12 protein-coding genes, 1 pseudogene and 1 other annotated feature are annotated in these 16,801 nt (G+C 58.4%); all 13 genes and pseudogenes read right to left on the bottom strand.

Annotated features, from left to right (window positions below; translation table 11 throughout):
• Positions 1–222: 222 nt before the first annotated feature.
• The 13 genes and pseudogenes from fdxB to NBG89_RS29185 all read right to left on the bottom strand — a co-directional run bounded on the left by fdxB (position 223) and on the right by NBG89_RS29185 (position 16,799).
• A complete protein-coding gene (gene fdxB / locus NBG89_RS29245; protein ID WP_416068561.1) occupies positions 223–540 on the bottom strand; it encodes a ferredoxin III, nif-specific in 318 nt (105 codons plus the stop codon).
• Between the two features lie 1,073 nt (positions 541–1,613).
• Positions 1,614–2,102, bottom strand: coding sequence for a NifX-associated nitrogen fixation protein (locus NBG89_RS29240; RefSeq protein ID WP_416068562.1), 489 nt, complete (start codon positions 2,100–2,102; stop codon positions 1,614–1,616).
• Between the two features lie 4 nt (positions 2,103–2,106).
• Positions 2,107–2,589, bottom strand: a complete 483-nt coding sequence (gene nifX, locus NBG89_RS29235; RefSeq protein WP_416068563.1) for a nitrogen fixation protein NifX — start codon at positions 2,587–2,589, stop codon at positions 2,107–2,109.
• Positions 2,586–3,992 carry a nitrogenase iron-molybdenum cofactor biosynthesis protein NifN gene (gene nifN, locus NBG89_RS29230; RefSeq protein WP_416068564.1) on the bottom strand — a complete coding sequence of 469 codons (1,407 nt, stop codon included), beginning with the start codon at positions 3,990–3,992 and terminating at the stop codon, positions 2,586–2,588. The genes nifX and nifN overlap by 4 nt, the downstream gene beginning before the upstream one ends.
• 10 nt (positions 3,993–4,002) lie before the next feature.
• Positions 4,003–5,493, bottom strand: a complete 1,491-nt coding sequence (gene nifE, locus NBG89_RS29225) for a nitrogenase iron-molybdenum cofactor biosynthesis protein NifE (RefSeq protein WP_416068565.1) — start codon at positions 5,491–5,493, stop codon at positions 4,003–4,005.
• Between the two features lie 59 nt (positions 5,494–5,552).
• Positions 5,553–7,094, bottom strand: a complete 1,542-nt coding sequence (gene nifK / locus NBG89_RS29220; protein ID WP_416068566.1) for a nitrogenase molybdenum-iron protein subunit beta — start codon at positions 7,092–7,094, stop codon at positions 5,553–5,555.
• A gap of 102 nt (positions 7,095–7,196) precedes the next feature.
• Entirely contained in the window at positions 7,197–8,699 is a 1,503-nt protein-coding gene (nifD, locus tag NBG89_RS29215) for a nitrogenase molybdenum-iron protein alpha chain (protein WP_416068567.1), read from the bottom strand.
• Positions 8,700–8,798: 99 nt separating this feature from the next.
• Positions 8,799–9,692, bottom strand: a complete 894-nt coding sequence (gene nifH / locus NBG89_RS29210; protein ID WP_416068568.1) for a nitrogenase iron protein — start codon at positions 9,690–9,692, stop codon at positions 8,799–8,801.
• Positions 9,693–9,968: 276 nt separating this feature from the next.
• A protein-coding gene (locus NBG89_RS29205; protein WP_431324648.1) for an IS3 family transposase occupies positions 9,969–11,197 on the bottom strand; the annotation gives its coding sequence in 2 pieces (ribosomal slippage) (positions 9,969–10,903 and positions 10,903–11,197; 1,230 coding nt in all).
• Positions 10,800–10,916 (bottom strand) — a sequence feature (AL1L pseudoknot). It overlaps the preceding gene by 117 nt.
• 401 nt (positions 11,198–11,598) lie before the next feature.
• Positions 11,599–12,654 (bottom strand): LLM class flavin-dependent oxidoreductase, encoded by a 1,056-nt coding sequence (locus NBG89_RS29200; protein WP_416068569.1) that lies wholly within the window; start codon positions 12,652–12,654, stop codon positions 11,599–11,601.
• Between the two features lie 171 nt (positions 12,655–12,825).
• Positions 12,826–14,457, bottom strand: a complete 1,632-nt coding sequence (locus tag NBG89_RS29195; protein WP_416068570.1) for an SDR family oxidoreductase — start codon at positions 14,455–14,457, stop codon at positions 12,826–12,828.
• On the bottom strand, positions 14,457–15,032 hold the full coding sequence (locus tag NBG89_RS29190; RefSeq protein ID WP_416068571.1) for a nuclear transport factor 2 family protein: 576 nt from the start codon (positions 15,030–15,032) through the stop codon (positions 14,457–14,459). The genes NBG89_RS29195 and NBG89_RS29190 overlap by 1 nt, the downstream gene beginning before the upstream one ends.
• A 556-nt stretch (positions 15,033–15,588) precedes the next feature.
• Positions 15,589–16,799 (bottom strand): annotated as a pseudogene (locus NBG89_RS29185) (cytochrome P450).
• Positions 16,800–16,801: the final 2 nt, after the last annotated feature.

The raw sequence follows: 16,801 nt of genomic DNA, 5'->3' as shown, positions 1-16,801 counted from the left end.
ATGCGCATTGGGAATGGTGAGAGCCGGCCCTTTCTGCCCGGTCCTTTCGATAGTTCTCCGAGTGCACCTCTCCCTCTCCCGCCAAACCAAAAAACGAACGCTTCCGAAATATGCAACTTGAAGAAGCACCGAAGTACCCAGTGCTATAATGATTACTTTGCGTGCGAGGACGCGACATAAGGACTTGAAAGGCAACGCCAGTTCTCCTGGTTCTCCGTCAGATCAACCAACAATTTGGTCAGCCGCGACATGGGTTTGGCACTTCTTCGGGCAGACGCGGGCGCAGGCTCCACAGCCGATGCAGCGGCCGGCGTGGTCGATAACCATGATCGTACGACTGAGCTCGCCATCGAAGTCCTCCTCCTCGCCGTCGCAGGCGCCGAGGATTTCACCCGATTCGTCGACGCCGTACAGGTGCATGACTTCGCGCGAGCAGACTTTGACGCAGCGGCCGCAGCCAATGCAGGTCACGGCATCAATCGCCGTCAGATATTGCGGAATCCACGTCGAGCCATCGCGGGTAAAGAAATGATTGGTCATCGTAAGTTCTCCAACGCAGGCTGCTCTCGGCAGCTGCCGAACGTGGAATGTCTTCCAAGTCGGACACGATCTCATCCCGTCACAACCGTCTTCGTCCGTCCGTATCCCCGTTTTTTGTTATTCAGCCTATCGGTGGCGGTCTGCTGATCATCGGTCCGCCATTGCAAAAATGTGCCGAGGCTTTTTCAAGCCTCGACCTTTGAGACGGTCGCCGCAGCGGGACTGTGGGGCATGTGGAGAGAGTGGCCCCGCTGCCTGATGTCGGCCCCGCGGGGAGAACGGGATGGCCGAGGTTCGTCGTTGCCAAGGTGGACCATCAATCCTGCCACTTCGGTACACCCATGGATCTCAATGCTCGCATTGCCCACCAGTTTCGCACCGGCGGCCGGCGAGCTTTCCAAGCGTCTCGAAGCCCAACCGACACACGTCGGTGAATACGACCAGGTTCGGGCATCCAGAAGCCCTCGTTGACCTCTCGTCTTAATCCGGGGAGCCACCGGCGGCCGGTGCGCGCGTCGCAAGCGCGACGGTGATGTGGAAAGGGTCGGAACCGCCGACAATCTGAAACGTATGGGCGCTGCCGCGCAGTCCCGCGCCTTGAAGTTCAGAATAAGGGAGCTGAAATCGATCCTCCTGTCGCCACTGACGATATGCATGTTGGTTCGAGATCGATAAGGGAGGCGAGCATACTTCCTCGTGGCGGCGCACGTGCCCATGCGCTCCTTGCAGTTCCATGCGATCTGACACAGACCTGCCATGTTTACCTTCCCTCGTTGATCCCTACCGATCGGCAGTTTTCGGCGCCTCTCAATGGAATGTCTTCAAGACTTGTGCCAGTTGGCGGCTGGACGAAAAACGGAGTTTGTTGCTGCTTTTCAGTCCTTTATTCAGAGGCAAAGAAAAGTTTGGTGAACGAGCCTGTGTCGCTGAACCGACAAATCTCGACGCCACCGTTCGGATCGCTACACATTGCTCCTCGCCGGCAGGTGGTGTCGACAGCAAAGCTCGCCGCTGCCCACGTCGGTCCTCAAGCGCAGAGAGGGCCAGCGATTAAATTATTGACGGTTCAACCGTCAGGCTCGCGCCACTTCGGGGTAGGTTTCGATAAGAGCGATCGCATCGTCGACGAGTTTTGCCCCGGCCTCTGCGAGGTTCCGAAGCGCCGCGAAGCGAAACCGGTGGACGTCGCGCACTGTTTTCGAAAAGACGACCAGCCGCCCCGTCGTGAGAAGCACTCGCCCAAAGCCCTCATGGCTGATCATCATAGTCGGCGACGCCACCAGACCGGTGCGCGCTTCGATTGTAAGGCCGACGGCGGTGTAAAAGAGATTGAGCCTCAACATGACATCCGGATCGGGATCGCAGATGATCGGGATTTGACGGCGCTGCTCTTCGGTGACGATGAATTTGGCCAACAGCTCCACGTCCGATGCGCCGTCCTGCCAGCCATAAGCATCCTCAGCGCGGATCAGTCGTATGAGGCATCTGACGAAAGGGGTGGCAAGGGCCGCCTCGTGCTCGTTGGCAGCGGGCGTGCCCGCAGTGGCCGACATTTCTTTCATGACATCAGTCCTCGTCCTCGAACGGTTTCTTTTCGGCGACACCTGCTTGCGCCAGAGCCTTGCGCAGCCACGGCGGCGGAGCCGTGCTAAGCATTTTCTGGGTTCGCGAAAGCACGTCTTGAATGGGTTCAGGATGCCCCACGTTTATCGGGTGGATTTTCGCCGATACCACCTTGGCTGCGGAAGGTCCGCCGATAGCCACACAAAAGAGGAGGTGACAGCCGCTCAACGCGTTGACCTTCGGTGTGATCCGGTCATCGCCCTCGATCCGATGCTTCCCGGTCTCGTCGGAGACGTCATCGAAGCTCACCGCTTCCACGAAATCCCAGCCGTTACGCGTCACATCGTAGACTGCAAAGTGCTTGGCCGATCCGAAATGGGCATTAAGCGCTTTCATATCCTGCGTCGCAATCGCGATGCGCAATGCGCCGTGATTCCGCGGGTGAATCTCGTCAGCGACGAGCGACAGGCGACGAACCGAATTCATCCGGCATTACTCCGGTTCCGCAGTGCATAGACCATCTCGGGCGATGGCGTGTGCTGGTTGGCCTGGAAGATGTTTGCCGCCTCGAAGATCATGTCGCGCGTGCCCCGATAGAGAATTGTGAGCTTGTGCTGGCTGCCGAGACGGTCAAATGCCGGGAAGCCGACGCGCAGGAGAGGAATGCCTAGGCGCTCCGCCGCTTGGCGGCCGTGCGAGTGGGTAACGAGAAGATCAGCGCCGCCGGCCAGATTTTCGAAATCGCCAAGATCGCCGATCTGGATCGATTCGGCGGGCACTTTCTCGAGAATTCGTGATGCACCGGTAGTGGTAACAGCCGCCACTATCTCGGCGCCAAGCCCGGTGAAGAAGGTGGCGAACTGGTAAAGCTGGTCCGGTTCGGCGGCGATCGCGATCTTCTTGCCGGCGAAATGGAAGTGTCCGTCGAGCAACGCGTCCTGCAGCTGTGAGCGGCAACGGTGGATCTTTGCCGGTGCCGGCACGCCGGAAATCTCGGAAAGAAGCGAGACGAACCGGTCGACGTTCCTCAATCCCGTCAGCGACTGGAATAAGGTGTATGGCACACCCGTCAGCTTCTGCAGCAGTTCAGCCGGCCGCCGCATATGTTCTCCGACTCCAATGCATTGCACCGCCGTGCCCAACTCCTGGATATCCTCAACGCTGGTGCCGCCGTAGGTGACAGGTATCCAGCGGTCGGGCACCGTTCCGTCAAGCGAGCCGGATACGTCCGGAAGGATCGCCGGCTTAAGCCCGAAACTTTCCGCGATCTCGCGCAAATGCTCTATGTCAGCGACCGTGAGATGCCAGCCGGGCAAGATCGCGAGTTTCTTCCGTTTCAACGGCTGCTCGCCAGGCTCTCTAATCCTCTCGATCACTGGTGCCTTTTTCGCGCGACGCGGCTGCTGGCCCCGCCGGGTAATCCGTTCGATCATTGCGGTGACCGCCTTGGACCATCCCTCCTCGAGGGCGCCATCGAAATCCGGCGTATTTGCCAGCACTATCTCCGTGCCAGGTTCATCCGCGCGCATCATTTTGATGTTGGCGATTTGCGTTGCGAAATCTTCAGAACGGGTTTCCGCTAGAGCCGTCGTGCAGATCCCGATCAGCCGCGGGTTCGCGCGCTCCTTCAAGTTGAGAATCGCTTCTTTCAGATGGCCTGCCCCGCCCACGACTACTGCCAATTCGTCCATTGCCGTAGTCTGCAAAGGGACCGTTTCCTTGAAATGGCGTACACATTGAACCAACGCGAAGCTGGTGCAGCCTTGGCTGCCGTGGAACAGCGGAACCGCACCCTCCACGCCGAGAAAGGCTAACGCGGCACCCAGCGGCTGGGACGACTTGAGCGGATTGACTGTTGCTGATTTGGTTTGGGGATAGACGTGAACCATTTACGTTACCTCAACACTCAGACAAGTCACCGACGTCGTGCCGGCGAGTTTTTGAGGGCGCGACACCCGCAGCCTCGGTGAGCGTGTGCGCGCTCGGTTGTTCCTCCGCATGAGAATCGATTTCCCACGGTGCGGGCTCCCGTACTTCGGACCAGATAGGGTTGTGAATAGCCAGGTCGATCTGGCGCACGAGCTCCGCCATGCCGTCATAGCCGGCATAGGGATGGTGGCGCTCCTGGTTGATATCAAGCCAAGGTGTCTTTGCCTTCAACGCAATGAACTGGGTGCGCCCGCCTGACAGCATGATGTCGGCCTTGTGCTCTGAGAGCATGGTGTAGAGCTCTCGAGACGCCATCGACTCGAACATGTGGTGCTCGTCCTTCAGCACCTGCTTGATGCGCTCCTTATCTCCGGCCGTCGATTTCTTGACCGAGGTGCCAACGATCTCCATGCCGATCTCCATCAATGCATGTACAAGCGACCAGGACTTCACGCCGCCGCTGTTGATAAGCACCCGCTTGCCTTGGAGCCGGGGGCGATATAATTCAAGTCTTTTCCACGCAATCGCCTCCTCCTCTGCAATGAGTGTATCGGTGCGATCGAGGATCTGTGCATCGGCACCTCTCTTTACGAGCAGCTCCGCAATCCGTCGGAGAGCTTCCGAGGTGGCGGTGATGCCGTAGAAGGACCCCTCAAAGAAGGGGATTTGCCAACGCTCTTCCATTTTCCGAGCAAGGTTGATGAGTGCCGTCGAGCACACCAACATGGCTGCGCGTGCGCGGTGCGAGCAGGCTACATCTCGGTAGCGCGCGTCACCGGGAATGCAGGCGCGAACGCGGATGCCAAGCCGGTCCAAAAGTGGCCTTATCAACCAGAACTCGCCAGACAGATTGAACTCTCCAAGGATATTGATGTCGTAAGGACCGACGTCATCAGGCTCCATGGTGCCGATGACGTGATCGAGCAATGCCTCGCCGGCGAGCTTGTTGCCGAGGTTCTTTGAACCAACGAAGCCTGGCGCATTGATCGGCACCACCGGTAAGCCGAATTTTTCCGCCGCGCGCTTGCAGACGGCCTGGATGTCGTCACCGATGAGTTCGGTTACGCAGGTCGCATAAACAAAGATCGCTGGCGGCGCATACGCTTCCTTGATCTGGCGCAGCGCGTGGAACAGCTTCCGCTCGCTCTGCCCAATGATGATGTCGAGTTCGGTTAGATCAGTGGTGAAGCTGGTGCGCCACAGCGTGGGACCGGACGACGCCGTACCTCGGTTGTCCCAGGAATTGCCCTCGCAGGCGAGCGGTGCATGAACCAGATGCGCGACGTCGGTGATTGGCTGCAGCACAATCTTGGCGCCATCGAAGGCGCAGCCTCCGGCTGCCGCGCCGGGGGTTAGCGGTTTCGAACAGCCCTTTTTGCGCGCCTTGTCATCTTTGGCTCGATTTATCTCGCAGCCGGGCTCGTCGAAAACATCCTGGATTTTAGCAGTGGGCGATTGCATTACGCTATTCTCCCAGTCCATCGGAAGAGGGTTGGCCGCGTCTCAGCCAACCGCTCCTTTTACCGCGTGAGGTCATAAGAATAATCCGTCACACCAAGCAGCATCGACTCGCGATCGAGTTTGTCGAAGATCTTGTCGAGGATCGTTGTTAGGACACGGAGTCCGCCCTGGTAGCCCATGAGCGGAAAACGATGGTGATGGTGTCTGTCGAAGATCGGAAACATAAGCCGGACGAGCGGCGTGCCGGTATCGCGCTCGAGGTACTTGCCATAGGAATTGCCGATCAGCAGGTCTACCGGCTCGGTGAAGAGCAGCGATCGCATTGCCCACAGATCCTTTCCAGGCCAGACTTGGGCATCCTTGCCGAAGGGAGAAGATGCAAGCAGCTCCTTCATCTCGGCTTCCCAGGCGGTCGTGCCGTTGGTGGCGAGGCAATGGATGGGTTCGCCGCCAGTTTCCATGATGAACCGGGCTGCGGCGTAGACGAAGTCAGGATCGCCGTAGATTGCATATTTTTTACCGTGCAACCAGGATTGGCTGTCTGCCATGGCGTCGATCAGTCGGCCGCGTTCCAAGCGTATTGTCTCGGGGATTTCCTTGCCGGAAATCTCCGACACCTTCATCAAGAACTCGTCGGTTGCCTTGACCCCGAGCGGGTAGTGGAAGGAGGCGGTAGCCTGCTCGAACTCCTGGCAATAATCGAGCGTCTTGCGGGTATTGTAGTGCTGCAGCGAGAGCGTCGCCTCCGCATTAAGTGCCGCTCTTACGTCTTTGATTTTCGTGCCTCCGTCATACATACGGAATTCGCCGTCGGACGGCGTATCGAATTGGTCGGAGGCATCCTGGATGAAGGTGTAGGACACGCCCATAAGGTTGAGCAGACGCTTGAGTTCGCGATTGTTCCCGACGCAGAAGCCATCGAAGCCCGGGATGATATTAATCGTGCCAGCCGCCTCCGTACGCTCCTTGCCTTTCCAGAAGTGCTCCAGGATGCCTTTGACCATGGCGTCATAGCCGTCGACGTGGCTGCCGACGAAGGCAGGCGTATGGGCGAAGGGTACGTCAAATTCGGGAGGGACTGAGCCTTCGCTCTTGGCGTTCTCAATGAAGCCATGCAGATCGTCACCAATGACTTCCGCCATACAGGTGGTAGAGACAGCAATCATCTTCGGGTCGTAGAGCGCGTAAGTATTGGCGAGCCCATCGACCATGTTCTTCAGGCCGCCGAACACTGCCGCGTCCTCAGTCATCGAGGATGAGACTGCCGATGAAGGCTCCTTGAAATGCCGCGAAAGGTGCGACCGGTAATAAGCAACGCAGCCCTGGCTGCCATGCACAAAGGACATGGTCCGCTCGAATCCCGCGGCGGCGAATACCGCGCCCAGCGGCTGGCAGGCTTTGGCTGGGTTCACCACGAGCGCTTCGCGGGCAAGATTCTTTTCGCGATATTCCCAGGTCTTGGTGTATTCAGCTTGGTCAGTGACGATTTGATCGGAGTGAGGACATTCGAAATTCAGCTTCTTCTCCGCTAGCATCTTTCTGTATTCCGGCTCGCGGAACAAGGGAGCATGGTCAAGAATCTTTTCGGCCGATTGCGGCATACTGGTCACCCTTTTTCATCTGGCCTCGTCAAACGGCGGCACAGGAAAACTTTTTGAGACGTCGGGTCTCCCGCGGGTTCCGGTCCGCGGAAGACCACGCTTCTATTCGGCTGCAACCGCTGCCGCAGGCGTGGTCACTTTCTTCCAGGGCGCGTCGTAGAGGTCCCAGACCGGATTGTTGATGGCCAGGTCCATGTCGCGGGCGAAGATGGCGAAGCCGTCATAGCCGTGGTACGGGCCGGAATAATCCCATGAGTGCATTTGGCGAAATGGTATGCCCATCTTCTGCACGGGGTATTTTTCCTTGATGCCGGAGCCAACAAGATCGGGACGAATCCTCTCGATGAACTTATCCAGTTCGTAACTGGTTGCGTCGTCATAGATCAGCGTGCCTTTCTTCACGTAATGGCCGGTGCGCTGATAGTCGTCGTTGTGGGCGAATTCGTAGCCGGTGCCGACGATCTGCATGCCGAGGTCTTCATAGGCGGTGATGACGTGACGGGGGCGCAAACCGCCGACATAGAGCATCACTCTCTTGCCCTGGAGGCGCGGCCAGTACTTGTCGATCACGGCGTCGACCAGCGGCCGGTACTTGGCGATGACCCTCTCGGCCCGTTCTTCGATCGTCGGGCCGAAATGCCTGGCAATCTTGCGCAGAGAGGCCTCGATCTGGGAGGGGCCGAAGAAGTTATATTCCATCCAGGGAATGCCGTATTTTTCTTCCATGTGCCGGCAGATGTAGTTCATCGAGCGGTAGCAGTGGATGAGGTTGAGCTTGGCCTTGGGGGCACGCTCCACTTCCGCAAGCGTCGCGTCCCCCGACCAGTTGCCGACGACGCGCAGGCCCATCTCTTCAAGCAGGATGCGCGAGGCCCAGGCGTCGCCGCCGATGTTGTAGTCGCCGACCACGTTGACATCGTAGGGACCGGGTTCGAATTCGATGTCCGTCTTGTCGAACACCCAGTCGCGGATGGCGTCGTTGGCGATGTGGTGGCCGAGCGATTGCGAGACGCCGCGGAAGCCTTCGCAGCGTACCGGCACGATTATTTTTTCGTACTCCTTGGCCTTCTTGCGCGAAACCGCCTCGATGTCGTCGCCAATGAGACCGATCGGACATTCGGACTGGATGGTGAGGCCCTTGTTCAAGGGAAACAGTTCCCCGATCTCATCGATGATCCTTTCCAGCTTTTTGTCGCCACCGAAGACGATGTCCTTCTCCTGAAAATCGGAGGTGAACTGCATCGTTACGAATGTATCGACACCTGTCGTGCCGACATAGTAATTGCGGCGCTGCGACCATGAATATTGACCGCAACCGACCGGCCCATGCGAGACATGGACCATGTCCTTGACCGGGCCCCAGACCACGCCTTTCGAGCCAGCGTAGGCGCAGCCGCGGATCGTCATCACGCCTGGAATGGACTTGATGTTCGACTTTACGTCACATTCGGAGATGGCCTGGCCTTCCTCGCCGGCCTCCTCGCTATCCGATGCGACACTGAGGTGCTTTTGGCGACGTTTCGCCGCTTTGTTTGGGTAATGCGACAGCACTTGCGTGATAAGCTCCTCATGGAGAGCACTGTCATTCTCGTAATCGAGGCTCATTCGCCTGCCCCTTTTCGCGGTTCGGGTGATGCCTCCAAGAGGAGGCAGCGTTGGTGGAATGTTGCGCCGGGTAAAGTTCCGACCTCGTCTGCGAGGCAGTCACTGGGCAGCTGCTACCGCCGCTTCTTTGGTCTGGAGTTCTGCAAGCATCTGCTCGTCGGTCTTCATGATGCCGAAGTCGAGCAGCATGTCCTCGAGTTCCTCCATGGTAATCGGGGTCGGGACGGTGCCCTGGCCCGAATTGGCGTGGATCTTTTCAGCCAGCGCGCGATATTCCGCCGCCTGCTTGGAGTCCGGTGCATACTGGATAACCGTCATCTTCCTGAGCTCGGCGTGCTGGACAATGTTGTCGCGTGGCACGAAGTGAATGAGCTTGGAATTGAGCTTGGCCGCGAGTGCCTCGGCGAGATCGAGTTCGCGGTCTGTCTGTCGCTCATTGCAAATCAACCCGCCGAGCCGCACGCCGCCCGAGTGGGCGTATTTCAGGATCCCCTTAGCGATGTTGTTGGCGGCATAGAGTGCCATCATCTCGCCGGACATTACGATGTAGATTTCCTGGGCCTTGTTTTCGCGGATGGGCATCGCGAAGCCGCCGCACACCACGTCGCCGAGCACGTCGTAGGAGACGTAGTCGACATCATCGTAGGCGCCGTTTTCTTCCAGGAAGTTGATCGACGTGATGACGCCGCGCCCGGCGCAACCGACGCCCGGCTCGGGGCCGCCCGACTCTACGCATTTGATGCCTTTGTAACCGACCTTCAGCACGTCCTCCACCTCGAGGTCTTCCACCGAACCTTCCTTTGCCGCGAGATGCAGGACCGTGTCCTGCGCCTTCGAGTTCAGGATGAGGCGGGTGGAGTCGGCCTTGGGATCGCAGCCCACGATAAGGATTTTCTGCCCGAGATCGACTAGGGCCGCGAGCGTATTTTGAGAGGTGGTGGATTTGCCGATACCACCTTTGCCGTAGAATGCGATTTGACGCAGACCTGCCATGTTGCTTTCCTTCGTTTGTTCGAACCATCGCGGTTGCCCGCAGAATGAATGTCGCCGGCAGCTTTTGCCGCCTGCGTAAGGATGGTTACAAGACCCGTGCCAACTCGGCGGGTAGACCGAATAGAGTTACATTGTTGTACGTTACCAGTTACTTATGCGGAAACGAGACTACCTGCATCACAAATCAAATCCTTGTCGCGGAACCGACAATTGTAACCAGCAATTGTCGTAAGCGTCTGAACCGCGCCGGGTTTGCCGGAGGCTGTTTGGTTTAAGTTATGCAGCCATGGCTGGTTCGTCCAGCATGGCGTAATACTGCTCCTCGGCTTCGGCGGGGGGAATGTTGCCGATGGGCTCCAGAAGCCGTCGATGGTTGAACCAGTCGACCCATTCCAGAGTGGCGAGTTCAACCGCTTCGAAGCTGCGCCACGGTCCTCGCCGATGGATGACCTCGGCCTTGTAGAGGCCGTTGATCGTTTCGGCGAGGGCGTTGTCGTAAGAGTCGCCGACGCTTCCGACGGAAGGCTCGATGCCTGCCTCCGCCAATCGCTCCGAATACTTAATCGACACGTATTGAACGCCCCTGTCCGAGTGGTGAATCAGGCCGCCACCATGAACGGGACGCCGCTCATGAAGCGCCTGTTCCAAAGCATCGAGGACGAACCCGGCATGCGCCGTCCGGCTCACCCGCCAGCCGACAATCCGGCGCGCGAAGGCGTCGATGACGAAGGCCACGTAGACGAAGCCTTGCCAGGTGGCCACATAGGTGAAATCCGAAACCCAGAGCCTGTTCGGCGCAGGAGCCTTGAACTGGCGGTTCACCCGATCGAGCGGGCTCGGAGCCGTCTTGTCCGGGATCGTCGTGCGGATCGGCTTGCCCCGGATGATACCCTGAAGTCCCATCGATCGCATGAGCCGGGCGACGGTGCAGCGGGCTATATCGAAGCCCTCCCGCTTCAATTGCCGCCAGACCTTGCGCACGCCGTAGACGCGGAAGTTCGCCTCGAACACACGGCGTATCTCGATCTTCAAGGCAATGTCGCTGCGGGCGCGGACCGATAACCGGTCCACGTCCAGGCGTTTGGCAACGTTCTCGTAGTAGGTTGATGGGGCAATCGGCAGCAGCCTGCAGATCGGCTCGACCCCGAATACGGAGCGGTGTTCGTCGATAAAGGAGATCATCGCTTCAATGGGCGGTCGAGCTCCGCCATCGCGAAATAAGCGGACGCTTTGCGCAGTATCTCATTGGCCTGCCGAAGCTCGCGGTTCTCCCGCTCCAGAGCCTTCATCTTCTCGGCGACTTCGCTTGGGAGTCCAGGCCGGGAACCATCGTCCACTTCCGCCTTCTTCACCCATTCATTGAGCGTCTGCGCCATGCAGCCGATCTTGGCGGCGATCGAGGAAACCGCCGCCCATCGCGAGGAATATTCCCCTTGGTGATCCAAAACCATCCGCACTGCTCGGGCGCGGACTTCAGGTGAAAATTTGTTTGTTGTCTTGCTCATATCGGCTCCACTTTCTCAGAAGTTGGAGCCTCCGGCAAACCCGGCGCGGTTCAGTCGCCTATCAGACGTTAAGATCCGACAAGACGATGCTGCCGATCAGGGCTGAGGAGGGGATGGGAGCGCTCTTCTCGTGGAGGCTTTATCAACGCGAAGTGCCAAACGTTCGTTCAAGCGTGCTTCACGCTGCTTCCCGGCCCTCACTGGATTTAACCGTGACTTCGGCCATCGGAGCTCAAATGGGTACTGTCGTATGAATGTGCATGCGTCCTATGACGATCCACAGCTGGTGCCTTCGGAAGAGCTCCATGCGTGCCCTACATCTGGAGGCCCGGCTTGCACTTGCCGGGTACCGCGGTAGCGTGTGAGGAAGGTGAGCTGATCTGAAAGTCAGGCAGACAACTTCAAGTGTCCGGCTGCCCGAGAGATTTCTGGACTGCTGGGATGATCCTGTCTCCCCAGAGCTCTATCTGGCGCAGCATCGTTCTTTGGTTCAAATCCCCCAACTGCGTCTGAATTGCAATCTGGTCCGGCTTCAGGACTTCGATCTCCTCCAGAAGGCGATCAATCACGCAATTTATGTTCCCGATGGGCAGGTTCTTACGCATAGTATCGAACGAGAAGTCCTGATGAGTCGGCACCTCCTCCAACATGTAGCCGTCCTTGCTCTGTTGCCGACGCTGATGCAGGGCCTCGGACAGCCGGCGCTGAAAGCGGGCGTTATCGAGATAGCAGTTGATTTCCGCTCCATCATCGCTGGCATAGCAGCAGCGCAAAAGCGACAGCTTGGCGTCACGGACCTTTTTGCCCTCGGATACAGCGGCCGTCTGGACGATGTCTCGCAGCAGGCCCAGAGTTTCCAAGCCCTCATGGAGGGCCGTAACGAAAAGGTTGTGTCCCTCACGATAGGCTCGGCGCATTGTTTTGGAGGACCCGGTGGCAATCCAGATCGGCGGGGTTGGCTTTTGAAGAGTGCGCACCGAAATTGCCGTCGCAGGGATCTGCGTGTAGTGACCATTGTGGGAAAAGATCTTTTGCTTGAGACCCTTGAGCAAGATGTCGAGGTATTCCGAAAAGACGGCCGGCGCCTCATCTACATTGACGCCGAAGCGGTCGAATTCAAACTGCTGGTATCCTGAACCAACGCCGAGCTCGAGTCGGCCGTTCGCAACGATATCGACAAAGCCGATTTCCCCCAGCAGGCGCTGCGGCTGATAGAGTGGCAGCACGCAGACCGCGGTGCCGAGGCGTATGGTGCTCGTCAATCCGGCACAGTGGGCGACCATCAGCAAGGGCGACGGGACGAGGCTGTAGTTGTTGAAGTGGTGCTCGGCGAACCAAGCTGTGCGGAAGCCAGCCTGCTCCGAAAGAACGGCCTGCTCCACTGAGTTGCGGATGACGCTATCGGAAGATTGATGATAGCCTCGCTGGGCAGCCAGAATGAACGTTGCGAACTCCATGGTGTCTCCTTGTTTGCGGAGGGGATGACACAGCTCGTGATGACCGGGCGGTCAGTACGGGCATGTAGGCGTGCCTGGCACGACCTCGATTCACGAGCACGCTCCCATGATCGATGAAGCGACTGTGTCGAAGGGGTCATTGTGAGAGCTCCACAGCCAACATGGGAAATCTCAGCTCCCCGCGTCTCCGGACGAGCTCCAGCCTCCGTCCACGTGCAGGATCGAGCCGTTGATGTAGGAGGCATCAGACGATGCCAGAAAGTAGACTGCTTCGGCGACTTCCTCCGGTTCCCCAAACCTGCCTAAAGGGATCTCCTGTCGGAGCGATCTCGGGCGTGTGCCTGTAGCCGTTTCGCACTGGAGGTCGCCAGACGCGCGGATGTGACCTGGAGCGACTGTGGCTATGCGGATCCCAAGCGGCCCGAATTCGGCCGCCATGCATCGGGTAAGCATATCCAGGCCAGCGTTGTACGCGGCGTAAGCATGCTTCATCGAGAGAGGTAAGAGCCTGCAACTAGTTGCGAGATTCAGGATTACACTACCAGGTCGCATCGATATCGCGGCCTCGCGCACGCAGGTGAAGGCGCCAGTAAGATTTATCCCCAGAGTGTTTTTGAGCCCTGCCGTGGCCTGCTCAAGATCGGGGACGAATGTGCCATTCACGCCAAGGCCGTTGACGAAGACGTCGATGTGGCCGAAGCGTTTCCGCAAATCTTCGAAGAGCGCGACGACCTCGCTCTCGACTGTCCTGTCCACGCGGCTTGACAGGTGCTTGTCGCCGAGCAAGTCAGCGAGCTTTACCGCTGCACCACCGTCTCCGTCAGCGATCACAACCGTATCGCCGCTCGCGGCAAAGCGGCGAGCGATAGCCGCGCCTATGCCTTTAGCACCATCCATGACGACCACCGTTCGCGCACCGGTGTCCTCGACCGGGCGTAAGAGTTCTGCTCCGGGCGTCCTACCCTGAGTTGGGTGGGCTGCACCTGGTTGGTTGAATGACATCCAGCCACCATCGACTACAAGCGTCGATCCGGTGATGAAACCTGCCTGCTCACTGGCCAGGAAGTGCACGGGTCGCGCGATCTCGTCGGGACGAGCCAGTCGGCCTATCGGCACGCGGCGCCTTATTGCCCTGACGTCCAACTTGCCAGCTGTTTCTAATTCCGCGACCATTGGCGTACGCACGTAACCGGGGGCTACCGCTGTCACGCGGATGCCGCGCGAAGCCCATGCGCACGCCAGCGATTTCGTGATTGAGATCAGCGCAGCTTTCGAAGCGGCGTAGCCATTGCGCTTCGGGTTGCCGAGGAGGCCAGCAAGCGAAGCGACGTTGACGATGGCTGCGCCAGGTTTCATCAGCTTGGCGCTTTCGCACGCCATCGAGTACGGCCCGATGAGGTTTACTGCTAGAGCGCGTTGAAAATCTTGGATGGGAGTGTCGACGGTCGCAGCCATCGTCGGACCTATCCCCGCATTATTGACGAGCACTCCAATCTGCGAGAATCGTTTTTCCAGAAGGGTACAGAATGCGAGGACATCGTCGTGTCGCGACACGTCGAACTCAAGGCCGAGATTGGGCTGGCCGAGATAACGGCCCAGTTCGATCACACCGCTGTCTGGAAGGTCCACCGCGACTACAATGTCTCCACTCGTGGCAAAAATATCGACCAGCGCACGGCCGATACCCCCTGCCGCACCTGTCACGATGATGACCCGCCCTGGCTGAACCGGGCAATCGTCCAGGCGTGTCTTCACCGGGCAGGCGGTGGCGGGGGGAAAAGGAGGGTAGCGAAGTCGAATCATTATTCTTCTTCTCCACCGCCGACCCGGTTCTTTAGATGAGTTTTCAGAGGAGCGCGCCGCTTCAAAAGTTCGTAGACGGGATCATTCGGGTGCGGTGCCCCAATCGGCTGGCGAGGACCGAACAGCTCAGCTTCCGTGGACGTCGGGGGCCTCTGCTCTTCGACCCAATCATAGACTACGGTGCGTTCGAAGATGCGCCACTCCCCTTCCCTTTTCTGAAACAAATCACAGTATCGTCCGCACAGGAGCATCTGCCTCATCTCGCCTGCCTCGTCGGGTCCGCGCTGCAGCGCGATGAAATAGCTTTCTACCGCGGCCTCTGCCGAGCCCAGGAACTCGACCATTATGTTTGCAAGCTGGTGGACGTTGCGCGGCTGGGTTTTGAAGACACTAAGCGCAAGCTGAATGAACCCCCGGGCAGAGCCGGAGTAGCTTCCGTGATTGTCAGTTGCATCGGGCCAATAACAGCTGCGCAAAGCGGCCTCGTCTGCCCGGTCGATCCCTCGACAGTAACGATGGAGACAGTCGCGGATTGCTTCCCGGTCGAAGAGTTGGGTAATGGTTGCCTGATGCATCGGCTCAATAGAGGTTCAGAATTCTATGAAGCGTGTCCGCAGGACCACGCGTTATCGGCGAAGATACGCGGTTTCCGGCGCGAAGCTCATCGCTGCCCCGCCTGGACCGGACAACGGAGTTTTCGAGATTTCCCCAAAAGGGCCGGCCTTTCTGCGGTCTTCATCACCTCGTTCTTCCCTTTCGCTTACGACGGTCTATGCTTCCACGTTGACGCGTCACGAGAACTCAACCGAATGTGCGGTAATGGTTCCTGAAACCGCGGCCACTCGAACCTGAGATCCGTGGTGGTGTGCTCACTAGCAACTTGGCGCCGCCGCTCAATCGAACACGTTCAAAGTTCATGCCAATCTGGCTGACCACCCAAAGAATGCATTTATAGTGTCTTTTTCAGCTACTTAGCCGCGATATACGAGAAATGGGCTCAAACGAGCCTGTGTCGTCAGGCCGACAAAGGCGACAGTCGTCTTAACGGCCTTAAAGCCGCTGCTTGTTGAGGAGGTCGTTGAGCGGCTGGGCGTTTTGAGCCGTGCGCGTCTGCGTACGGCCGGTTCCCGATCAGGTCCAAGTCAGAATAAGATCCCTGATCCCGAATACATGACCGTTATGGGTAATCGGCGCCGCACCTTCTTTGATGCGGAAAGTCGGGATGCGCGCCAACCTTTCGCGTACGCCAACGACGATTTCTCGCCGTGCAAGGTGCGCTCCGATGCAAAGGTGTGGACCATAGCCAAAAGCGGTGTGGTGGTTCCCCCGTCGTGCCAGATCGATATTCTCAGGGCACTCGAATTCCGATGGATCACGATTGGCAAACATAGTGGCGCAGGAAACATAATCCCTTACGGATCGGCACGCCTTCGAACACGATATCCCTTGCGGCCACGCGGATCATCTGAACGGTTGAATAGGCGCGCAGCAATTCTTCAACGGCGAGCATGACCCGATCCGGTTCGTTCCGCAACAACTCCTGGTCCTTTGGATTGCGTGCGAGATAGGCCATGTCAAAGCCTATCGCAGCCGCGACCGTGTCGAGTCCCGCGACCAAGAAAAGCACACCGATGCCACGGACTTCCTCTTCTGTTAAGGAGCGGCCATCAATCTCCGCCTGCACGACAAAAGTCATGAAATCGAAAGCTGGTGTCCTGCGGCGCCTGGCTGCAAGTTCGTCAATGAAGCCCACGATAGACCGGCCTGCTGCCGTTCGCTTGTCTGCGTTACCGTGGAGTAAATCGCTTACCCAGCCAACAAATACTTCGGATCGCCTCTGCGAAAGCCCCAGAAAGCTAAGAAAGACGCTGACCGTGAAGGGCAAGGCAAAATCCCTCATGACGTCACAGCTGGCTCTCTCTCGCTATGCGGTCGATCAGCGCGCTCTCTCTCGCGGATAGTCGGCTCGAGTGCAATCACCCGCTCGGATGAGAACAGAGGATCTAGCAGTGCACGAAACACACCATGGGTCGGTGGATCCAGTTCGAGCGGGATGACCGGCCAATGTTCGGCCAGTGCGGAGGCGAAGATGCTACGATGGCTGGAAAAGGTCCTTGTATCCTGCAGCACCCGGCGCTGGTCTCTCGCGCGTGTTATGACCCAGGTACCTCGCCCATCACGCGTGTTGGACGGAGAGTAAAAGATCGGTGGCCCGTCATGAACACAGGCCACGGCAGCGTGCGGATCGCCGTTAGGCGTCGGAGCCATGCCAGGTGAACTGAAAGACTGAAGTCCCGCACCAGTTCGCGCGGTACATGATCTGGAATGGTGTTGGTCTTCACGC

The sequence above is a fragment of the Rhizobium sp. YTU87027 genome (assembly GCF_050644135.1).
Taxonomy (GTDB): Bacteria; Pseudomonadota; Alphaproteobacteria; order Rhizobiales; family Rhizobiaceae; genus Rhizobium.
Note: the sequence above shows the minus strand (reverse complement) of the source record. Positions and strands in the feature narration are given on the sequence as shown.

Excerpts from the sequence above, each read along its gene's own strand:
- nifX (WP_416068563.1), bottom strand. The coding sequence starts at position 2,589 with ATGAATTCGGTTCGTCGCCTGTCGCTCGTCGCTGACGAGATTCACCCG.
- NBG89_RS29195 (WP_416068570.1), bottom strand. The coding sequence starts at position 14,457 with ATGATTCGACTTCGCTACCCTCCTTTTCCCCCCGCCACCGCCTGCCCG.
- NBG89_RS29200 (WP_416068569.1), bottom strand. The coding sequence starts at position 12,654 with ATGGAGTTCGCAACGTTCATTCTGGCTGCCCAGCGAGGCTATCATCAA.
- nifD (WP_416068567.1), bottom strand. The coding sequence starts at position 8,699 with ATGAGCCTCGATTACGAGAATGACAGTGCTCTCCATGAGGAGCTTATC.
- nifK (WP_416068566.1), bottom strand. The coding sequence starts at position 7,094 with ATGCCGCAATCGGCCGAAAAGATTCTTGACCATGCTCCCTTGTTCCGC.
- nifN (WP_416068564.1), bottom strand. The coding sequence starts at position 3,992 with ATGGTTCACGTCTATCCCCAAACCAAATCAGCAACAGTCAATCCGCTC.
- nifE (WP_416068565.1), bottom strand. The coding sequence starts at position 5,493 with ATGCAATCGCCCACTGCTAAAATCCAGGATGTTTTCGACGAGCCCGGC.
- NBG89_RS29190 (WP_416068571.1), bottom strand. The coding sequence starts at position 15,032 with ATGCATCAGGCAACCATTACCCAACTCTTCGACCGGGAAGCAATCCGC.
- nifH (WP_416068568.1), bottom strand. The coding sequence starts at position 9,692 with ATGGCAGGTCTGCGTCAAATCGCATTCTACGGCAAAGGTGGTATCGGC.
- fdxB (WP_416068561.1), bottom strand. The coding sequence starts at position 540 with ATGACCAATCATTTCTTTACCCGCGATGGCTCGACGTGGATTCCGCAA.
- NBG89_RS29240 (WP_416068562.1), bottom strand. The coding sequence starts at position 2,102 with ATGAAAGAAATGTCGGCCACTGCGGGCACGCCCGCTGCCAACGAGCAC.